Consider the following 19,156-nt stretch of genomic DNA (forward strand, 5'->3'; position numbering starts at 1 on the left):
CATTGAATCTTCGGATTCAGCACAGTCAATTCAACATTACATATGTAATGTCAGTATTCATTGAGCCAACCAAAACTTAAATTGAAGAGTTTGATCATGGCTCAGATTGAACGCTGGCGGCAGGCCTAACACATGCAAGTCGAGCGGAAACGGCAACATTGACTCTTCGGATGATTTGTTGGACGTCGAGCGGCGGACGGGTGAGTAATGCCTGGGAAATTGCCCTGATGTGGGGGATAACCATTGGAAACGATGGCTAATACCGCATAATAGCTTCGGCTCAAAGAGGGGGACCTTCGGGCCTCTCGCGTCAGGATATGCCCAGGTGGGATTAGCTAGTTGGTGAGGTAAAGGCTCACCAAGGCGACGATCCCTAGCTGGTCTGAGAGGATGATCAGCCACACTGGAACTGAGACACGGTCCAGACTCCTACGGGAGGCAGCAGTGGGGAATATTGCACAATGGGCGCAAGCCTGATGCAGCCATGCCGCGTGTATGAAGAAGGCCTTCGGGTTGTAAAGTACTTTCAGTTGTGAGGAAGGTGGTGCCGTTAATAGCGGTATCATTTGACGTTAGCAACAGAAGAAGCACCGGCTAACTCCGTGCCAGCAGCCGCGGTAATACGGAGGGTGCGAGCGTTAATCGGAATTACTGGGCGTAAAGCGCATGCAGGTGGATGACTAAGTCAGATGTGAAAGCCCCGGGCTCAACCTGGGAACTGCATTTGAAACTGGTCGTCTAGAGTACTGTAGAGGGGGGTAGAATTTCAGGTGTAGCGGTGAAATGCGTAGAGATCTGAAGGAATACCGGTGGCGAAGGCGGCCCCCTGGACAGATACTGACACTCAGATGCGAAAGCGTGGGGAGCAAACAGGATTAGATACCCTGGTAGTCCACGCCGTAAACGATGTCTACTTGGAGGTTGTGGCCTTGAGCCGTGGCTTTCGGAGCTAACGCGTTAAGTAGACCGCCTGGGGAGTACGGTCGCAAGATTAAAACTCAAATGAATTGACGGGGGCCCGCACAAGCGGTGGAGCATGTGGTTTAATTCGATGCAACGCGAAGAACCTTACCTACTCTTGACATCCTCAGAAGAGACTGGAGACAGTCTTGTGCCTTCGGGAACTGAGAGACAGGTGCTGCATGGCTGTCGTCAGCTCGTGTTGTGAAATGTTGGGTTAAGTCCCGCAACGAGCGCAACCCTTATCCTTGTTTGCCAGCACTTCGGGTGGGAACTCCAGGGAGACTGCCGGTGATAAACCGGAGGAAGGTGGGGACGACGTCAAGTCATCATGGCCCTTACGAGTAGGGCTACACACGTGCTACAATGGCGCATACAGAGGGTAGCCAACTTGCGAGAGTGAGCGAATCCCAAAAAGTGCGTCGTAGTCCGGATTGGAGTCTGCAACTCGACTCCATGAAGTCGGAATCGCTAGTAATCGTAGATCAGAATGCTACGGTGAATACGTTCCCGGGCCTTGTACACACCGCCCGTCACACCATGGGAGTGGGCTGCAAAAGAAGTGGGTAGTTTAACCTTCGGGAGGACGCTCACCACTTTGTGGTTCATGACTGGGGTGAAGTCGTAACAAGGTAGCGCTAGGGGAACCTGGCGCTGGATCACCTCCTTACGAAAAGATTATTGCGATGAGTGTTCACACAGATTGATGGTTTATACGTTTAAGAGACGATACTGGGTCTGTAGCTCAGGTGGTTAGAGCGTTCGCCTGATAAGCGAGAGGTCGGTGGTTCAAGTCCACTCAGACCCACCAATTTTCCTCCCAGGAGATTGGAGTACAGTATCACACCTGATGGGGCTATAGCTCAGCTGGGAGAGCGCCTGCCTTGCACGCAGGAGGTCAGCAGTTCGATCCTGCTTAGCTCCACCATCTTTAAATATTCTCTCTTGAGAGTCTTTAAAAATGGTTTCATTAGAAACTAGCTCTTTAACAATTTGGAAAGCTGACGAATAACAACAATCCCCATATCTTCGGATATGCGTTGTTATTCATTTAAAAGTTCTCAAATCCTAACTTACTTTGAAATATAAGTGATTTAGGTACCAACACACATTCAAGTGTTCTTGGCTTTTGTTTTCGCTTTTAGAAAGCAAAAGAAATTATTTGAGTCCGGCAAAATCAGTCTCTCACTCATGTAAATAACTGAGAGACAACTTTGGTTGTTTAACCTTACTTTTTGTTAAGTAAGACCCTTTGGGGTTGTATGGTTAAGTGACTAAGCGTACACGGTGGATGCCTTGGCAGTCAGAGGCGATGAAGGACGTAGTAACTTGCGATAAGCGTAGATTAGGCAGTAACAGCCACTTGAGTCTACGATTTCCGAATGGGGAAACCCAATTGCATAAGCAATTATCTTGCACTGAATACATAGGTGTAAGGGGCGAACCGGGGGAACTGAAACATCTAAGTACCTCGAGGAAAAGAAATCAACCGAGATTCCGAAAGTAGCGGCGAGCGAAATTGGATTAGCCCTTAAGCTTTTAATGAGACAGGTGAAGGCTCTGGAAAGTGCCGCAATAAAGGGTGATAGCCCCGTAACCGACATCTCATCATCAGTGAAATCGAGTAGGGCGGGACACGTGATATCCTGTCTGAACATGGGGGGACCATCCTCCAAGGCTAAATACTCCTGACTGACCGATAGTGAACCAGTACCGTGAGGGAAAGGCGAAAAGAACCCCTGTGAGGGGAGTGAAATAGAACCTGAAACCGTGTACGTACAAGCAGTAGGAGCCCTTCGGGGTGACTGCGTACCTTTTGTATAATGGGTCAGCGACTTATATTCAGTAGCAAGGTTAACCGACTAGGGGAGCCGTAGAGAAATCGAGTCTTAACTGGGCGCTCAGTTGCTGGATATAGACCCGAAACCAGGTGATCTAGCCATGGGCAGGTTGAAGGTTGAGTAACATCAACTGGAGGACCGAACCGACTAATGTTGAAAAATTAGCGGATGACTTGTGGCTAGGGGTGAAAGGCCAATCAAACCTGGAGATAGCTGGTTCTCCCCGAAAGCTATTTAGGTAGCGCCTCGGACGAATACTACTGGGGGTAGAGCACTGTTAAGGCTAGGGGGTCATCCCGACTTACCAACCCTTTGCAAACTCCGAATACCAGTAAGTACTATCCGGGAGACACACAGCGGGTGCTAACGTCCGTTGTGGAGAGGGAAACAACCCAGACCGCCAGCTAAGGTCCCAAATTATAGCTAAGTGGGAAACGATGTGGGAAGGCTTAGACAGCTAGGATGTTGGCTTAGAAGCAGCCATCATTTAAAGAAAGCGTAATAGCTCACTAGTCGAGTCGGCCTGCGCGGAAGATGTAACGGGGCTAAGCTATAAACCGAAGCTGCGGCTGCAATCTTTGATTGCGGGGTAGGGGAGCGTTCTGTAAGCCGTTGAAGGTGGTCTGTAAAGGCTGCTGGAGGTATCAGAAGTGCGAATGCTGACATGAGTAACGATAAAGGGGGTGAAAAACCTCCTCGCCGGAAGACCAAGGGTTCCTGTCCAACGTTAATCGGGGCAGGGTAAGTCGACCCCTAAGGCGAGGCCGAAAGGCGTAGTCGATGGGAAACGGGTTAATATTCCCGTACTTCTTACAATTGCGATGGGGGGACGGAGAAGGCTAGGTGGGCCTGGCGACGGTTGTCCAGGTTCAAGTGCGTAGGCTTGAGGTTTAGGTAAATCCGGACCTCTCTAAGGCTGAGACACGATGTCGAGTCACTACGGTGATGAAGTCATTGATGCCATGCTTCCAGGAAAAGCCTCTAAGCTTCAGATTGTAAGGAATCGTACCCCAAACCGACACAGGTGGTCGGGTAGAGAATACCAAGGCGCTTGAGAGAACTCGGGTGAAGGAACTAGGCAAAATGGTACCGTAACTTCGGGAGAAGGTACGCTCTTGATGGTGAAGTCCCTTGCGGATGGAGCTGACGAGAGTCGCAGATACCAGGTGGCTGCAACTGTTTATTAAAAACACAGCACTGTGCAAAATCGTAAGATGACGTATACGGTGTGACGCCTGCCCGGTGCCGGAAGGTTAATTGATGGGGTTAGCGCTTGCGCGAAGCTCTTGATCGAAGCCCCGGTAAACGGCGGCCGTAACTATAACGGTCCTAAGGTAGCGAAATTCCTTGTCGGGTAAGTTCCGACCTGCACGAATGGCGTAATGATGGCCACGCTGTCTCCACCCGAGACTCAGTGAAATTGAAATCGCTGTGAAGATGCAGTGTACCCGCGGCTAGACGGAAAGACCCCGTGAACCTTTACTACAGCTTGGCACTGAACATTGACCCTACATGTGTAGGATAGGTGGGAGGCTTTGAAACGTTGTCGCCAGATAGCGTGGAGCCGTCCTTGAAATACCACCCTTGTAGTGTTGATGTTCTAACTTAGGCCCCTTATCGGGGTTGAGGACAGTGCCTGGTGGGTAGTTTGACTGGGGCGGTCTCCTCCCAAAGAGTAACGGAGGAGCACGAAGGTGGGCTAATCACGGTTGGACATCGTGAGGTTAGTGCAATGGCATAAGCCCGCTTAACTGCGAGAGTGACGGCTCGAGCAGGTGCGAAAGCAGGTCATAGTGATCCGGTGGCTCTGAATGGAAGGGCCATCGCTCAACGGATAAAAGGTACTCCGGGGATAACAGGCTGATACCGCCCAAGAGTTCATATCGACGGCGGTGTTTGGCACCTCGATGTCGGCTCATCACATCCTGGGGCTGAAGTCGGTCCCAAGGGTATGGCTGTTCGCCATTTAAAGTGGTACGCGAGCTGGGTTTAGAACGTCGTGAGACAGTTCGGTCCCTATCTGCCGTGGGCGTTGGAGAATTGAAGGGGGCTGCTCCTAGTACGAGAGGACCGGAGTGGACGAACCTCTGGTGTTCGGGTTGTGATGCCAATCGCATTGCCCGGTAGCTAAGTTCGGAATCGATAACCGCTGAAAGCATCTAAGCGGGAAGCGAGCCCTGAGATGAGTTCTCCCTGGCGCTTTAAGCGTCCTAAAGGGTTGTCGTAGACTACGACGTTGATAGGCAGGGTGTGTAAGCGTTGTGAGGCGTTGAGCTAACCTGTACTAATTGCCCGTGAGGCTTAACCATACAACACCCAAAGGGTTTTGATGGACTCAAAGCAAGAACGTTGAATGTGTAAATACAGAACCTTAAACAGCTTTCCGAATTAAAGAATTTGCTTGGCGACCATAGCGATGTGGACCCACCTGATTCCTTGCCGAACTCAGAAGTGAAACGCATTAGCGCCGATGGTAGTGTGGGGCTTCCCCATGTGAGAGTAGGACATCGCCAGGCTTTATTTTCGTTTTTAGATTTTAGAAAAATCTAAAGGCAAAAACTTAGACTCAAGAGTCTAACCAGTGCGGAGCGGTAGTTCAGTTGGTTAGAATACCGGCCTGTCACGCCGGGGGTCGCGGGTTCGAGTCCCGTCCGCTCCGCCACTTATTCGAGAGTCGTCTCAATAAACACGAAGATAGGGGTGTAGCTCCAATTGGCAGAGCAGCGGATTCCAAATCCGCGTGTTGGGAGTTCGAATCTCTCCACCCCTGCCATATTATGAAGCCTCAGCAGAAATGCTGAGGCTTTTTTATATGAGTGATGAACCAAAGCATCGAATTCCGCTAATACCCAAACATGCGCGTGTTGGGATTTTGAGTTTGTCCACCCTGCTGTAATCTAGAGGCTCTAGTCGAAAGACTGGAGCCTTTTTGCTTTTGGATGTTTAAGCAATCAATTCGCTGAATAGAGGGTTTCCGGACTTACCAACAGTAGTGCGTATTTGGGGCCGGAATACCAGCCTAGTCGAATCCCCGGTGTACCGCCGCATCCCACCTCTGCCATATTTAAGGCTCTAATCGAAGGATCGGAGCCTTTTTACTATTAGATATTTGAAGTAATCAACCATTAGAGTTGCGGATCCACCGACTTACCAAAATAGTGCGTGTCGGGAACTTGATAACAATCTCAGTCGAATATCTCCACCTGTACATATTTAAAGCCTGAGTTGGAAGACTAGTTTTTTAGTCTTTTGCTTCTGTTAAGCAAAACTGGAACGCCAGCTTGGGCAAGTGTCATTGTCGTCAGCTCAGTAACCGCCTTATCGTAAAGTCTCGTTGAAAATATTGAGGTTCAAGCTATAGAGTATTTCCCTTGATTGGAACTGCTGGCAATAAAAAAGCCGAGCAATAGCTCGGCTTTCATCAATACAAGGACAACGAAGATTACTTTAAGATTGCTTCATTTGCATTGTCACGGATGTGTTTTAGTAGAGACTTAACACCGCGTGCGCTAGACGCTACAACGTTGCCTGATTTGATGTACTCAGTGCCACCAGCAAAATCGGTAACTATCGCACCAGCTTCACGCGCTATTAATTCACCTGCCGCAATATCCCACGGCTTTAGGCCAAGTTCAAAGTAACCATCAACACGGCCAGACGCTAGATAACATAGATCTAACGCAGCTGAGCCTGTACGTCTGAAGTCTGAACACTCGGTAAACAGTGAGGAGACAATTTTTAAGTAGCTTTCAGAGTGGTGCTTTTGCTTGAACGGAAACCCGGTTGCCAAAACAGAGCCTGATAGATCTTTTAGTTGAGGTACACGAATACGAGCGTTGTTTAACTGAGCACCGGCACCACGTTGGGCAGTAAACAGTTCATTAAGCATTGGATCGTAAACACAGGCAACTTCAGTTTTACCTTTAATTTTGACTGCGATTGAGACTGAGAAATGTGGCAAACCTTTAACAAAGTTTGTGGTGCCATCTAACGGGTCAATGATCCATTGAACATCTTTGTCTTTACCTTCGGAAAGGCCAGACTCTTCTGCAACTATGCAATGGTCAGGATAAGACTGCTTGATTGTGTCGATAATTAAAGCTTCTGCTTCTTTATCCACGTTAGTCACAAAGTCGTTGATTCCTTTTTGCGACGACTCAATTTTATCCTTGTTTTCTAGTGATTTTGCAATGTGATTGCCTGCTTTACGCGCAGCACGAATCGCAATGTTTAGCATTGGATGCATAGTTATAACCCGAAAGATGTTAAAGAACGAAAATCGGCGCGAGTATATCAGAGTGCGGTTAAAAATAAAGCCATTTGTTTCCGTGTCGAAATGCGGTTGAACTATGGTAGTATTCACCGCTGATTTATTTAGTCGCGAATTATTATGTTGGATCAGATTAAAGTAGTGCTCGTAGGAACCTCTCACTCAGGTAATATCGGCTCAGCTGCACGAGCAATGAAAGTGATGGGATTAACGGACATGGTATTGGTCGATCCTCAATGTGAAGTCGATGCTCAAACTATTGCGTTGGCGGCAGGTGCCAGTGAAATTGCTCTCGAAGCAACGGTAGTTTCTAACTTAGATGAAGCGGTTAAAGATTGTTCGCTTGTCGTGGGAACCAGTGCCCGTTCTCGAACGCTCCCATGGCCAATGTTGGATGCGCGCGAATGTGGTGAGAAGTTGGTCGAGCGTGCGCAAATTTCAAAAGTAGCGGTTGTGTTTGGTCGAGAGCGAACTGGGCTGACCAATGATGAGTTACAACAATGCCACTATCACGTGGCTATTCCTGCCAATCCCGAATACAGCTCGTTGAACCTTGCAATGGCAGTTCAAACGCTTTGTTACGAAATTCGTATGGCAATGCTCAACAGTAAAAAAAGTGAAAAAGTTGAGGGTAACGTACAAGAATACCCGCGACATGAAGCATTAAACGGCTTCTTTACTCACTTACAAGAAGTATTGATAGAAACAGAATTTCTCGGTTCTGAACAGCCAGGCAAAGTGATGGACAAACTGAAAAGAATGTTTTTAAGAGCACAACCAGAAACTCAGGAACTCAATATCTTACGTGGCGTCTTAACAGCTTTCAGCAAAGCATTGAAACAGAAATAAGCAATTTGAAAATAATACCTGACTATTTTGGTCAAATTTAAAGTTGACCAAAATAGTCAGGTATGACACCATTCATACCACAGTAACAAAGTGGATATGGTGTTATGAGACTTACTTCAAAAGGACGATACGCTGTGACAGCAATGCTTGACGTAGCGTTGCATTCACAACAGAACCCAGTACCGCTGGCGGATATCTCAGAAAGGCAGGGCATTTCATTGTCTTACCTAGAGCAATTGTTTTCTAAGCTACGTAAAGCGGGTTTGGTTGCTAGCGTTAGAGGTCCAGGTGGCGGTTATCGACTTGGTGCAGAAGCAGACACCATAGCCGTTGGTACAGTTATCGCTGCAGTCGATGAATCGGTCGATGCGACCAAATGTAGTGGTAAAGGTAACTGCCAAGGTGGCACGCGATGCTTAACACATACCTTATGGTATGACTTAAGTGCTCGTATTAGCGACTTTTTGAATAATATTACTTTAGGTCAGTTAATGACTGACAACGATGTTCTAGAAGTATCCAACCGTCAAGATTTGAAGATGGTTGTAAGTAATGGCTTTAACAATAATAAAATACAGCCAAGTCAATCAGGTCTTACTTTAGGAAGCTAATTGACGAACCCTTTTTACACTGGAGTATAAAATGAAACTGCCCATTTATTTGGATTATTCAGCGACTTGTCCGGTTGACCCGCGAGTAGCTGAAAAAATGGTTCAGTACATGACTATGGACGGGACGTTTGGTAACCCAGCATCGCGTTCACATCGTTACGGCTGGCAGGCAGAAGAAGCGGTTGATACAGCACGTGAGCAAATTGCTGATCTAATCAACGCTGACCCAAGAGAAATTGTATTTACCTCAGGCGCAACTGAGTCCAATAACCTTGCCATCAAAGGCGCAGCTAACTTCTATTCAAAGAAGGGTAAGCACGTAATTACGGTAAAAACCGAGCATAAAGCGGTTCTTGATCCTTGCCGTCAATTAGAGCGTGATGGTTTTGAAGTGACGTATCTTGCGCCAGAATCTAACGGTCTTATTGATCTCGCCAAACTCAAAGATGCAATTCGCGAAGACACGGTTCTTGTGTCTGTGATGCACGCCAATAATGAAATTGGTGTTATTCAAGATGTGCAAGCGATTGGCGAACTGTGCCGTGAAAACAAAATTGTTTTCCACATGGACGCCGCACAATCAGCAGGCAAAATTGAAATCGACGTGCAGTCTTTGAAAGTTGACTTGATTTCTATGACAGCACACAAGATTTACGGACCAAAAGGTATTGGCGCACTTTACGTTCGCCGTAAGCCTCGTATTCGTCTTGAGTCGCAAATGCACGGTGGTGGCCATGAGCGCGGTTTCCGCTCAGGTACTTTAGCAACGCATCAAATTGTTGGCATGGGTGAAGCTTTCCGCATCGCCAAAGAAGACATGCAGAAAGATGCTGAGCATGCGAAGCAATTACGTGATCGACTGTTAGCGGGTGTTCAAGATATGGAAGCCGTTACAATTAACGGTGACTTAGAGCAGCGCGTTCCTCAAAACTTAAACATTAGCTTTGCCTTTGTTGAAGGCGAATCATTACTGATGTCACTAAAAGATCTGGCGGTTTCTTCCGGTAGTGCGTGTACATCAGCCAGCCTAGAACCATCTTACGTGTTAAGAGCACTGGGCCTGGACGATGAATTGGCTCACAGCTCAATTCGATTCTCGTTTGGTCGTTTCACTACTGAAGAAGAGATTGATTACGCAATCAAACAGATTCGCACAGCAGTAGACAAGCTACGAGAAATGTCTCCACTTTGGGATATGTACAAAGAGGGGATCGATTTAAGCACAGTGGAATGGGCACATCACTAATCCTTTACAAGGATAGATGAATAGGATTTGAGGTAAATATCATGGCATACAGCGAAAAAGTCATAGATCATTACGAGAACCCACGCAACGTTGGTTCATTCGACAAAGAAGACCCTTCAGTGGGTAGCGGCATGGTGGGAGCACCAGCATGTGGCGATGTGATGAAGTTACAAATTAAGGTTACTGAAGAAGGCATCATCGAAGATGCAAAATTCAAAACCTATGGTTGTGGCAGTGCGATCGCATCAAGCTCATTGGTAACTGAATGGGTTAAAGGCAAGAGTATTGACGAAGCAGCAGCAATCAAAAATGCAGAGATTGCTGAAGAATTAGAGCTTCCTCCTGTAAAAGTTCACTGTTCAATTTTGGCAGAAGATGCCATCAAAGCAGCAGTGGCTGATTACAAGAAAAAGAATCACTAATCCATGTATAATGGAGGGATTGTCTCCCTCCATTAATCGCTCAATTTAGATAGGTGCAGTATGGCCGTAACTCTTTCTGAAGCCGCCTCCGATCGCGTGAAGGCATTTTTACACAACCGAGGAAAAGGCTTGGGCCTCAGACTTGGCGTAAAGACAACAGGTTGTTCAGGTATGGCATACGTCCTTGAGTTTGTTGATGAGCTAAATGCCGAAGAAGACGAAGTGTTTGAGCACTCCGGCGTTACCGTAATCATCGACAAAAAAAGCCTAGTGTACTTAGACGGTACACAATTGGATTACGTGAAGGAAGGTCTAAACGAGGGCTTTGAATTCATCAACCCAAACGCGAAAAGCGAATGTGGTTGTGGTGAAAGCTTCAACGTCTAAGTTCAGATAGCTTTACGTGCTGGACGTTTTTCGTCAAGGAACGTTGTAAATGAACCACTTCGAATTATTTGGGCTACCAAGCCAGTTTCAACTGGATGGTGGCCTTCTTTCTTCGCAGTTTAGAGAACTGCAAAAACAATTCCATCCAGATAAGTTTGCGGCGGCGTCGGAAAGAGACAAGCTAATGTCTGTACAAAAGACCGCGCAAATCAATGAAGCGTATCAAACGCTAAAAGACCCGATCAGTCGCGCAGAGTACATGCTTCTTCTTGAAGGTATTGAACTCAAAGGAGAGCAACAAACGCTCCAAGATCCTGAGTTTCTTATGGAACAAATGGCTTTTCGCGAGGAGTTAGAAGACATCCCTAACAGCTCAGACCCTGAAACTAAGCTTTTTGACTTCGATGAAAAAGTGACCAAGCTATACAAGCAGAGTGTTATTAATCTGGAAAGCTTGTTGTCGACTCAAGATTGGGAAAGCGCAGCAAACTCCGTTCGAAAGCTAAAGTTCATTGCGAAATTGCGCGTTGAAGTTGAGCGTATTGAAGACAAACTGCTCGGATAGATAGGAAAGCAAATGGCATTACTACAAATTGCTGAGCCGGGTCAGAGCTCAGCTCCCCACGAACACAAGTTAGCTGTCGGTATTGACCTAGGCACAACAAATTCCTTAGTTGCCACGGTGCGCAGTGGTGAGGCAACAACGCTATTAGATTCCAATGGTACAGCCATTACACCATCAGTAGTTTACTACTCGAATGACGCTGTTGTCGTTGGTGCAGAGGCTATGCAGCACTCCGAAACTGAGCCCGAAAACACCATTATCTCTGTTAAGCGCATGATGGGACGTTCGCTAGATGACATTAAGCAGCGTTACCCTCAGTTACCTTATCAACTGTCTTCTTCAGAATCTGGGGTTCCTGTCGTTGGCACCGCACAGGGCGCTAAAAATCCGATTCAAATCTCCGCAGATATTTTAAAAAGTCTCAAAATTCGAGGCGAAGAAGCATTAGGTGGAGAGCTTTCTGGAGCCGTTATTACAGTGCCGGCTTACTTCGATGACGCGCAAAGAGCGGGTACCAAAGATGCGGCAAAGCTCGCGGGTCTGCATGTATTACGCTTGCTCAATGAGCCTACTGCGGCAGCGATTGCGTATGGATTGGATTCTGGGCAAGAAGGTGTAATCGCGGTTTATGACCTCGGTGGTGGCACTTTTGATATTTCGATTCTAAGACTGAACAAAGGCGTCTTCGAAGTCTTATCTACTGGTGGTGATTCTGCACTGGGTGGCGATGACTTTGACCATCTAATCGTAGAACATCTGGAATCGCAAATCGGTAAAGTAACCTATACCGCTCAGGAACGCAGAAAACTTCTCAATTCCGCAACCGCTGCCAAGATTGCGTTGAGTGATGCAGAGCAAGTCGAGATAGATGTGCTCGGTTGGCAAGGTGTATTGACGTTTGAACAGATGAACGACTTGATTCAACCATTGGTAAAGAAAACACTAATGGCATGTCGTCGTGCTCTGAAAGATGCGGAAGTGGACCGCGATGAAGTGCTTGAAGTCGTCATGGTCGGTGGCTCTACTCGTACTTTATTAGTGCGCGAGATGGTCGGGGAGTTCTTTGGTCGTACTCCATTGACGAGTATTAATCCGGATGAAGTTGTCGCCATTGGCGCTGGCATTCAAGCGGATATCTTAGTCGGGAACAAACCCGATTCCGATATGCTGCTATTGGACGTAACCCCGTTATCTCTGGGCATTGAGACGATGGGCGGGTTGGTTGAGAAGATCATTCCTCGCAATACCGCTATTCCTGTTGCTAAAGCCCAAGAATTTACCACCTTTAAAGATGGTCAGACGGCAATGAGTGTCCATGTAGTGCAGGGCGAGCGAGAACTGGTTGATGACTGTCGTTCTCTAGCGCGTTTTTCACTAAAGGGCATTCCGCCAATGGCAGCAGGTGCAGCGCATATTCGTGTTACTTACCAAGTGGATGCTGATGGTTTGCTAAGCGTAACCGCGATGGAAAAGAGCACTGGTGTGCAGTCAGAGATCCAAGTCAAACCATCTTATGGCCTTTCTGACAATGAAGTCGCGACCATGCTCAAAGACTCAATGTCTTTCGCGAAAGACGATATGTTGGCTCGCGCATTGGCAGAACAACGCGTCGAAGCAGACCGAGTCATAGAAGGTTTGTTATCTGCTTTACAAGCGGATGGTGACGATTTGCTATCAGACCAAGAAAAACAAGACTTAGTTAAAGCGGTAGAAAGCTTAATTGCCGTTCGTAACCAAGACGATGCGGATGCGATTGAGCAAGGAATTAAAGATACAGATAAAGCGAGTCAAGACTTCGCATCGCGTCGAATGGACAAATCGATTCGCGCGGCGTTATCTGGTCAATCTGTAGATGATATATAAACGAGGTAGAGAGATATGCCTAAAATAGTTGTATTGCCGCATGATGAGCTGTGTCCGGAAGGCGCAGTGTTGGACGCGAATACCGGTGATAGTGTACTGGATGTTGCACTTAAAAATGGCATCGCTATCGAGCATGCTTGTGAAAAGTCGTGTGCATGTACTACGTGTCATATTGTTGTTCGAGAAGGTTTTGATTCTCTAGATGAGAGTGATGAGCTGGAAGACGACATGTTGGATAAAGCATGGGGATTGGAGCCAGAATCAAGATTGGGCTGCCAAGCTTTTGTGACTGACGAAGACTTGGTGGTTGAAATTCCGCGCTATACCTTAAATCACGCTAAAGAAGACCATTAATAATATATAACTACCTTTGGTCAAAAACTGGGAGCAAAAAAATGAAATGGACTGACTCAAGAGATATCGCAATTGAGCTTTGCGATGCTTATCCGGATACCGATCCAAAGACAGTTCGCTTTACGGATCTTCATCGTTGGATCTGTGAGCTTGAGGATTTTGAAGATGATCCTAACCGCTCAAACGAAAAGATCTTAGAAGCAGTCATTCTTTGTTGGATGGATGAAATGGACTAGGTTGTCGATCTAGCTCTCATTCAGACAGATTGATTTAAAAAAGCGGGCCATACGGCCCGTTTTTTGTTGGAACTGACACTTTTTAACGACAAAATGCTAACATTCCGAAATTTTGTAACGCTATGCTCGATTTGAGCCAATACGGGTAAGGAGAACTCATGTCTAACCCAATGTCGGTCTTTTTAACGCAAACAGACGCCGCGCCTCAATGGGGCAAAAATGCTCTACTTTCCTACGATGCGAATGGTACTACTATTCACGCTGGCTCCGAGTTGTCACTAGACAAAATACAGCAAGCTGCTCGTCGCCTTGATTCTCAGGGTATTCACCAAATCGAACTGTCCGGAGCAGAATGGCAGCTAGAAAGCATTTGGGCTTTTTATCAAGGCTACCGAAACACCAAGAAAAAAGGTTCGGTTGTTTGGACTGAGCTCGGTGGTGCGGATGAATCTGAACTTCAAGCTCGTATCAAAGCTACTGAGTTCACTCGTGACTTGATTAATAAACCTGCCGAAGAAGTAGCGCCAAGACAATTGGCTACAATGGCGAAAGAGTTTATCAAATCAGTTGCGCCAGAAGGTACGGTCACCGCTCGCATTGTTAAAGATAAAGATCTGTTAGCCGAAGGTTGGGAAGGCATTTATGCCGTGGGTCGAGGCTCGGCGCGCACTTCCGCTATGCTGCAATTGGACTTCAACCCAACGGGTGACGAAAATGCTCCGGTTTTTGCGTGTATCGTTGGTAAAGGTATTACGTTTGATTCTGGTGGTTATAGTATCAAACCTTCAGACGGTATGACGGCAATGAAAGCGGACATGGGTGGTTCGGCAATGGCTACCGGTGCACTAGGTCTTGCTATCTTGCGTGGTCTAAACAAGCGTGTGAAGTTGATCTTGTGCTGTGCTGAAAACATGATTTCTGGTCGTGCATTGAAGCTAGGCGATGTGATTACCTATAAAAACGGCAAAACAGTAGAAATCCTAAATACAGATGCTGAAGGTCGACTTGTATTGGCGGATGGTCTGATTTACGCCTCTGAGCAAAATCCAGAGTTGATCGTTGACTGTGCCACTTTGACAGGTTCTGCCAAAATGGCACTGGGTAATGATTACCACGCGCTATTTAGTTTTGATCAAGAGCTGGCCGATCTCGCTCTTAATGCGGCCGATGCGGAAAATGAAGGTCTGTGGCCGTTGCCATTAGCGGAGTTCCATCGCGATCTGTTGCCATCAAACTTTGCTGATCTTGCTAACATCAGTGGTGGTGGTTTTATTCCGGGTGCCAGCACAGCCGCCGCGTTCTTGTCACACTTTGTTGATGACTACAAACAAGGTTGGTTGCACTTAGATTGTGCGGCTACGTTCAGAAAAACACCATCGGATAAATGGTCTGCTGGTGCAACTGGCGTAGGGGTACGCACCTTGGCTCGCCTATTACTAGAGAAAGATTAATTCTCAACCACAACATTAAAAATCTAACTACGAGAAACTAAAGGGAAGAATCATGGCCTTAGAAAGAACATTTTCAATCATTAAGCCAGATGCAGTAGAACGCAACTTGGTTGGCGAAATTTACACCCGAATCGAAAAAGCAGGCTTAAAAATCATTGCAGCAAAAATGGTATTTCTGAATGATGAGCAAGCCAGCGGCTTCTACGCTGAACATGAAGGCAAAGAATTTTTTGAACCACTAAAAGAGTTCATGACTTCTGGGCCTATCATGGTACAAGTTCTGGAAGGCGAAAACGCGATTGCTCGATACCGAGAGCTTATGGGTAAGACTAACCCAGAAGAAGCGGCTTGCGGCACGATTCGCTCTGATTACGCTCTTAGCATGCGCCATAACTCAGTACACGGTTCAGACAGTCCTGAGTCTGCGGCTCGTGAAATTGAGTTCTTCTTCCCTGCTGCTGAAGTGTTTGGTAGCTAGAATTAGGAACCTGTGTGGTTCTCGATTTGAAGTTGCTTTTTATTTAAACCGGCTTCTCACGTGTAAGAGAAAGGCTCTGATTTTCAGAGCCTTTTTTTATTGTTCTGTTTCCTCACCCCATTTATGGTATTGCAAGGTTGGGTTGGGTACTAATGGTTCGGCTACCTGCCATGCGTGGCTTTTATCAGTAAGCGTGTGAATGACTTCAATAGCAAACTCTAATGTGGTACCCGGTGCTTGACTGGTGATCAGGTTGTGATTGACGTCAGTGGTAACACGCCTAACGCGCAAACGTTCTTCTGGGATCTGGTCATGAAAACTTGGATGACAAGTCATGATTGCGTTCGGGTAAAGGTCATGATGGTGCAAGACAAGTGCTGGCGAGGCACAAATCGCACCCATCAATCTGCCTTCATAGAGATGTTGTTTTAACATTTCGATAAGCAGGGTACTGTCTCGGAAGGTTTCGGCACCTTTAACACCACCAGGTAGGAGAATGGCATCAAACTGTTCATCTGCAACATCAACAAGCTTTGTCTTCGCGACCAGTGGAATACCACGTGAACCGACGAGTTGCATCTCTCCTTCAAAATCAGCTGAAGCAACGGTCACTTCAAAACCCGCTCGTATCATAATATCTATGATACTGATGGCTTCCATCTCTTCGGTACCATGGGCAATGGGAACCAGTATTTTCTTCATGTAGTGTAACCTCTCTCGATGTCTTTCATTGTTTGATAAAGACGGGTGTTTTCTTTTAACTGAATATTGTGGTGTTGAGCTCTTTCTAACAGATAGCCGGTTATCGAGTCGATCTCGGATTGCCGTTGAAAGTGCCTATCTTGATGCATGGAAGAAAAGTTATTGCTGGTGGCGGTGATGACATCTTGCACTTGGCCTGTGGCGGTATTCAAATCCCAAGATAAACCATCCAAGGTTAAAACTGACCACGCTTCCTCAACAACGGCATCAACTGTATCTCGATATTGTATGAGCTCCCCATTGGAGCATTGCTGTATCGCGGTTATAGGATTAATCGCACAGTTAATAATTAGCTTTTGCATCAACGCATCTTTGATGCTGCTTTGCCATTTCACTTCAGGTAAGGCGTGGTTTAGTACGGCTTCTAAAAACTGGCACTTTTCGCCCATTAAATTAGCGGGTCCAATTTTGGTAATACCAAGACCAGTGTGTTGTACCTTCCAGCTTTGAGGTTCTGTGGTGGCAGACCTAAGTGCACCATGAGTGGTTGTGGCGAGTAAAAGAGGTAATTGTGAAAGTCTTTCTGGCAGGGTATTAAGATCCAGCATGCCGTTGTGCAGAAGAACGACAATCGTATCTGAATGGATGTCGTCAATGAGATTATTTAGAGCATCGTTCACCTGAAAAGCTTTCACTGTGACTAATAACAGGTCACAGTTAATAATCTCTTCTGGTCGATTGTTGTAAAACCGTTCTATGTGATTGTCGCTACTGCTAATCAACACGCTTGGCGCTGATAATCGTGTCATAACTGACACATTGTGCCCGGCTTGTCGTAACTTGATTGCCCAAAGAGAACCGACCGCTCCTGCACCCAACACAACAATATTCATTTTAGTAAATTCCAATATTCAAGGTAATCGGGTAAGTGAGATACCGAGAAAAGTTGATCGTTTGTGAAGAGTACTGCGTACATTCACACATAACAATAAGCAAGGTGAAAGTAATGTCTAAAGTCATGTTGTTTCCTCTGGGATCGGTGATTTTGCCTGAGGGAAAAATGAGACTCAGAATATTTGAACCCAGGTACAAGCGCTTAGTAGCAGAGGCAACAAAAGCAGACGGTACTTTCGGGATCTGTTTGTTCGAAAAAAACAGTAATGGTGAAAACGAGCTGTCGGAGCATGGGACTTTGGTGCAGATTGTCGATTTTGATTCGTTGGAAGACGGGATGTTAGGCATCACGGTCGTTGGGATAAAACGTTTCAAGATAGAGAAAGTAAGAACCGAATTTGATGGCTTGAGAACCGCTCAAGTGAATTGGTCACCAAGTTGGCCAATCGCCGAGTTTGAACCTAAAGAGCGCTACATAAGCAACCAACTACAAAATCTATACATACAGTTTCCAGAGTTGGGGGATTTGTATAACGAACGCTTTTTCGATGATGCAAGCTGGGTGTGCCAGCGTTGGTTGGAGATCCTGCCGCTACATAAGCAACAGTTTGACCAAATTTATGGACAAGATGATTGCGAGTTGGCGCTCCATTTTCTGAGTACCGCAATTGAAAGTGAAAAAAGTCAGCACTAAAGTGATCTTTCCAGTACGACTGGCGTACACTAACAATACGCTCAGAAGTGTTAGCTAAGGAAAGGGTATGACGACTCTCGAGGCAACAAAGTTCAAACGTCAGGATTGGGCTGACTGTATGGAAAAGGTCAAACTGCAAGACGCCAGTGCGTTTTCTGTGGTATTTAGCCATTTTTCACCTCGACTTAAGCAGTTCGTAATGAAGCACGTTGGCAACGACGGGGTAGCGATCGAGCTGGTTCAAGAAACCATGGCAACGGTGTGGCAAAAAGCACATTTGTTTGACGGACAAAAAAGCTCTTTGTCGACTTGGATTTATACTATCGCTAGAAACCTTTGTTTCGATATGCTTCGTAAACAAAAAGGTAGAGAGCCGCACTTACTCGCAGATGATCTATGGCCTTCTGACTATTGTCCGCCTGATTTGGTTGAGCACTACTCACCTGAGCAAGACAGACTTAAGCAACAAGTCGTAAAATTTCTAGATACTCTGCCTGAAGCACAGCGCAAGGTAGTGCAAGCAGTGTATTTGGAAGAACTGCCTCATCAACAAGTGGCAGACATGTTCGATATACCATTAGGAACCGTGAAATCCAGATTGAGGTTGGCGGTTGAAAAACTGAAAATCTCGATGGAGGGGGAAGCATGATGAAACACCACCCCAATGAAGAACTCTTGATGAGTTACGCTGCCGGCACGTTGAGTACCGCAGACACCTTGGCCGTTGCTACGCACCTTGAAATGTGTCCAATGACTAAACGCAAAGTTGCGAGATACGAAGAGCAAGCAGGAACGGCGTTAGAGCAATCAGAGCCAGAGCAAATAGCAAAGAGCGACATGGACGAAATGCTGAGTAGTATTCTCGCGCTCAAGCAGCATACGCCAGACGAAATCCGCGTGCAGCTCAAGCCCGAAACAGCGTCAGCAAAAGTGACGGTTAACGGTAAACAGTTTGCTTTGCCAAAAGCGCTGACAAAACTTAAGCCTCATCTTGGTGAATGGCGGAGCTACGGTGGTAAGGTATTTAGTGCGAACATAGACATCGATGGCGAAGCTCGAGTGAATCTGATGTACATCAGTGAAGACGTTAAGATTCCTCAACACACGCACAAAGGCCTTGAATCTACATTAGTGCTCCACGGTGGGTTTAGCGATGAAGACGGGCATTACGAAGCTGGCGACTACTTAGTCAGAGACGCTTCAGTTAAACACAGTCCACAAACCAAAGCTGGTGAAGATTGTCTGTGTTTAACCGTGTTAACAGAACCTATGTTGTTCACACAAGGCGTTGCGCGAGTCTTCAATATGTTCGGCAAGGGAATGTACCCTTAAT

Annotated in this window: 17 protein-coding genes, 4 tRNA genes and 3 rRNA genes; 21 read left to right on the forward strand and 3 right to left on the reverse strand. The window is 46.5% G+C overall.

What is annotated here, in order from left to right; genetic code table 11:
- Positions 1-78 precede the first annotated feature (78 nt).
- From ACXAFJ_RS01960 to ACXAFJ_RS01990, 7 genes are all read left to right on the forward strand, one after another.
- A 16S ribosomal RNA gene (locus ACXAFJ_RS01960) occupies positions 79-1,630 on the forward strand.
- A 64-nt stretch (positions 1,631-1,694) separates the two neighbouring features.
- Positions 1,695-1,771, forward strand: a tRNA-Ile gene (locus ACXAFJ_RS01965).
- Between the two features lie 41 nt (positions 1,772-1,812).
- Positions 1,813-1,888, forward strand: a tRNA-Ala gene (locus tag ACXAFJ_RS01970).
- Positions 1,889-2,224: 336 nt separating this feature from the next.
- Positions 2,225-5,110, forward strand: a 23S ribosomal RNA gene (locus ACXAFJ_RS01975).
- 91 nt (positions 5,111-5,201) lie between these two features.
- Positions 5,202-5,317, forward strand: a 5S ribosomal RNA gene (gene rrf / locus ACXAFJ_RS01980).
- The 16S, 23S and 5S rRNA genes sit together here with 4 tRNA genes alongside, the layout of an rRNA operon.
- 69 nt (positions 5,318-5,386) lie before the next feature.
- Positions 5,387-5,463, forward strand: a tRNA-Asp gene (locus ACXAFJ_RS01985).
- 34 nt (positions 5,464-5,497) lie between these two features.
- A tRNA-Trp gene (locus tag ACXAFJ_RS01990) sits at positions 5,498-5,574 on the forward strand.
- 669 nt (positions 5,575-6,243) lie between these two features.
- On the opposite strand, the gene suhB is transcribed toward ACXAFJ_RS01990, so the two are convergent.
- Positions 6,244-7,047: an inositol-1-monophosphatase gene (suhB, locus tag ACXAFJ_RS01995; protein ID WP_475321053.1), complete on the reverse strand. Its 804-nt coding sequence runs from the start codon at positions 7,045-7,047 to the stop codon at positions 6,244-6,246.
- A 144-nt stretch (positions 7,048-7,191) separates the two neighbouring features.
- Here suhB and trmJ point away from each other — a divergent pair, with 144 nt between their 5' ends.
- The 11 genes from trmJ to ndk all read left to right on the forward strand — a co-directional run bounded on the left by trmJ (position 7,192) and on the right by ndk (position 15,533).
- Positions 7,192-7,920 (forward strand): tRNA (cytosine(32)/uridine(32)-2'-O)-methyltransferase TrmJ, encoded by a 729-nt coding sequence (gene trmJ, locus ACXAFJ_RS02000; RefSeq protein WP_475321054.1) that lies wholly within the window; start codon positions 7,192-7,194, stop codon positions 7,918-7,920.
- 104 nt (positions 7,921-8,024) lie between these two features.
- On the forward strand, positions 8,025-8,531 hold the full coding sequence (iscR, locus tag ACXAFJ_RS02005) for a Fe-S cluster assembly transcriptional regulator IscR (protein ID WP_475321055.1): 507 nt from the start codon (positions 8,025-8,027) through the stop codon (positions 8,529-8,531).
- A gap of 31 nt (positions 8,532-8,562) precedes the next feature.
- Positions 8,563-9,777: an IscS subfamily cysteine desulfurase gene (locus ACXAFJ_RS02010; RefSeq protein WP_475321057.1), complete on the forward strand. Its 1,215-nt coding sequence runs from the start codon at positions 8,563-8,565 to the stop codon at positions 9,775-9,777.
- A gap of 41 nt (positions 9,778-9,818) precedes the next feature.
- Positions 9,819-10,199 (forward strand): Fe-S cluster assembly scaffold IscU, encoded by a 381-nt coding sequence (gene iscU / locus ACXAFJ_RS02015; RefSeq protein ID WP_475321058.1) that lies wholly within the window; start codon positions 9,819-9,821, stop codon positions 10,197-10,199.
- A 60-nt stretch (positions 10,200-10,259) separates the two neighbouring features.
- Positions 10,260-10,586, forward strand: a complete 327-nt coding sequence (gene iscA / locus ACXAFJ_RS02020) for an iron-sulfur cluster assembly protein IscA (RefSeq protein ID WP_475321059.1) — start codon at positions 10,260-10,262, stop codon at positions 10,584-10,586.
- 49 nt (positions 10,587-10,635) lie between these two features.
- A complete protein-coding gene (hscB, locus tag ACXAFJ_RS02025; protein WP_475321061.1) occupies positions 10,636-11,151 on the forward strand; it encodes a co-chaperone HscB in 516 nt (171 codons plus the stop codon).
- Positions 11,152-11,163: 12 nt separating this feature from the next.
- On the forward strand, positions 11,164-13,014 hold the full coding sequence (hscA, locus tag ACXAFJ_RS02030) for a Fe-S protein assembly chaperone HscA (protein WP_475321062.1): 1,851 nt from the start codon (positions 11,164-11,166) through the stop codon (positions 13,012-13,014).
- 15 nt (positions 13,015-13,029) lie between these two features.
- Complete coding sequence (fdx, locus tag ACXAFJ_RS02035; RefSeq protein WP_475321063.1) at positions 13,030-13,368, forward strand: ISC system 2Fe-2S type ferredoxin; 339 nt, start codon at positions 13,030-13,032, stop codon at positions 13,366-13,368.
- A gap of 41 nt (positions 13,369-13,409) precedes the next feature.
- Positions 13,410-13,604, forward strand: a complete 195-nt coding sequence (gene iscX, locus ACXAFJ_RS02040; RefSeq protein ID WP_475321064.1) for a Fe-S cluster assembly protein IscX — start codon at positions 13,410-13,412, stop codon at positions 13,602-13,604.
- Between the two features lie 158 nt (positions 13,605-13,762).
- The gene (pepB, locus tag ACXAFJ_RS02045) at positions 13,763-15,055 is read left to right on the forward strand and encodes an aminopeptidase PepB (protein ID WP_475321066.1); all 1,293 of its coding nucleotides are present in this window, start codon (positions 13,763-13,765) and stop codon (positions 15,053-15,055) included.
- 52 nt (positions 15,056-15,107) lie between these two features.
- Positions 15,108-15,533: a nucleoside-diphosphate kinase gene (gene ndk, locus ACXAFJ_RS02050; RefSeq protein WP_475321067.1), complete on the forward strand. Its 426-nt coding sequence runs from the start codon at positions 15,108-15,110 to the stop codon at positions 15,531-15,533.
- Positions 15,534-15,629: 96 nt separating this feature from the next.
- Here the strand turns inward: ndk and ACXAFJ_RS02055 are convergent, their stop codons facing one another.
- Together ACXAFJ_RS02055 and ACXAFJ_RS02060 are read right to left on the reverse strand one after the other, a co-directional pair.
- A complete protein-coding gene (locus ACXAFJ_RS02055) occupies positions 15,630-16,235 on the reverse strand; it encodes a DJ-1 family glyoxalase III (protein ID WP_475321068.1) in 606 nt (201 codons plus the stop codon).
- On the reverse strand, positions 16,232-17,128 hold the full coding sequence (locus ACXAFJ_RS02060) for a 2-dehydropantoate 2-reductase (RefSeq protein ID WP_475321070.1): 897 nt from the start codon (positions 17,126-17,128) through the stop codon (positions 16,232-16,234). The genes ACXAFJ_RS02055 and ACXAFJ_RS02060 overlap by 4 nt, the downstream gene beginning before the upstream one ends.
- 113 nt (positions 17,129-17,241) lie before the next feature.
- Here ACXAFJ_RS02060 and ACXAFJ_RS02065 point away from each other — a divergent pair, with 113 nt between their 5' ends.
- From ACXAFJ_RS02065 to ACXAFJ_RS02075, 3 genes are all read left to right on the forward strand, one after another.
- On the forward strand, positions 17,242-17,823 hold the full coding sequence (locus tag ACXAFJ_RS02065) for an LON peptidase substrate-binding domain-containing protein (RefSeq protein WP_475321071.1): 582 nt from the start codon (positions 17,242-17,244) through the stop codon (positions 17,821-17,823).
- A 67-nt stretch (positions 17,824-17,890) separates the two neighbouring features.
- Positions 17,891-18,472: an RNA polymerase sigma factor gene (locus tag ACXAFJ_RS02070; RefSeq protein WP_475321072.1), complete on the forward strand. Its 582-nt coding sequence runs from the start codon at positions 17,891-17,893 to the stop codon at positions 18,470-18,472.
- Positions 18,472-19,155, forward strand: a complete 684-nt coding sequence (locus ACXAFJ_RS02075) for a ChrR family anti-sigma-E factor (RefSeq protein ID WP_475324040.1) — start codon at positions 18,472-18,474, stop codon at positions 19,153-19,155. Before ACXAFJ_RS02070 ends, ACXAFJ_RS02075 begins: the two co-directional genes overlap by 1 nt.
- Position 19,156: the final 1 nt, after the last annotated feature.

Source organism: Vibrio sp. ABH4_348 (assembly GCF_056159765.1).

What these genes read in the sequence shown, in the direction of transcription:
- suhB (WP_475321053.1), bottom strand. Translation starts at nt 7,047, where the DNA reads ATGCATCCAATGCTAAACATTGCGATTCGTGCTGCGCGTAAAGCAGGC.
- trmJ (WP_475321054.1), top strand. Translation starts at nt 7,192, where the DNA reads ATGTTGGATCAGATTAAAGTAGTGCTCGTAGGAACCTCTCACTCAGGT.
- iscR (WP_475321055.1), top strand. Translation starts at nt 8,025, where the DNA reads ATGAGACTTACTTCAAAAGGACGATACGCTGTGACAGCAATGCTTGAC.
- ACXAFJ_RS02010 (WP_475321057.1), top strand. Translation starts at nt 8,563, where the DNA reads ATGAAACTGCCCATTTATTTGGATTATTCAGCGACTTGTCCGGTTGAC.
- iscU (WP_475321058.1), top strand. Translation starts at nt 9,819, where the DNA reads ATGGCATACAGCGAAAAAGTCATAGATCATTACGAGAACCCACGCAAC.
- iscA (WP_475321059.1), top strand. Translation starts at nt 10,260, where the DNA reads ATGGCCGTAACTCTTTCTGAAGCCGCCTCCGATCGCGTGAAGGCATTT.
- hscB (WP_475321061.1), top strand. Translation starts at nt 10,636, where the DNA reads ATGAACCACTTCGAATTATTTGGGCTACCAAGCCAGTTTCAACTGGAT.
- hscA (WP_475321062.1), top strand. Translation starts at nt 11,164, where the DNA reads ATGGCATTACTACAAATTGCTGAGCCGGGTCAGAGCTCAGCTCCCCAC.
- fdx (WP_475321063.1), top strand. Translation starts at nt 13,030, where the DNA reads ATGCCTAAAATAGTTGTATTGCCGCATGATGAGCTGTGTCCGGAAGGC.
- iscX (WP_475321064.1), top strand. Translation starts at nt 13,410, where the DNA reads ATGAAATGGACTGACTCAAGAGATATCGCAATTGAGCTTTGCGATGCT.
- pepB (WP_475321066.1), top strand. Translation starts at nt 13,763, where the DNA reads ATGTCTAACCCAATGTCGGTCTTTTTAACGCAAACAGACGCCGCGCCT.
- ndk (WP_475321067.1), top strand. Translation starts at nt 15,108, where the DNA reads ATGGCCTTAGAAAGAACATTTTCAATCATTAAGCCAGATGCAGTAGAA.
- ACXAFJ_RS02055 (WP_475321068.1), bottom strand. Translation starts at nt 16,235, where the DNA reads ATGAAGAAAATACTGGTTCCCATTGCCCATGGTACCGAAGAGATGGAA.
- ACXAFJ_RS02060 (WP_475321070.1), bottom strand. Translation starts at nt 17,128, where the DNA reads ATGAATATTGTTGTGTTGGGTGCAGGAGCGGTCGGTTCTCTTTGGGCA.
- ACXAFJ_RS02065 (WP_475321071.1), top strand. Translation starts at nt 17,242, where the DNA reads ATGTCTAAAGTCATGTTGTTTCCTCTGGGATCGGTGATTTTGCCTGAG.
- ACXAFJ_RS02070 (WP_475321072.1), top strand. Translation starts at nt 17,891, where the DNA reads ATGACGACTCTCGAGGCAACAAAGTTCAAACGTCAGGATTGGGCTGAC.
- ACXAFJ_RS02075 (WP_475324040.1), top strand. Translation starts at nt 18,472, where the DNA reads ATGAAACACCACCCCAATGAAGAACTCTTGATGAGTTACGCTGCCGGC.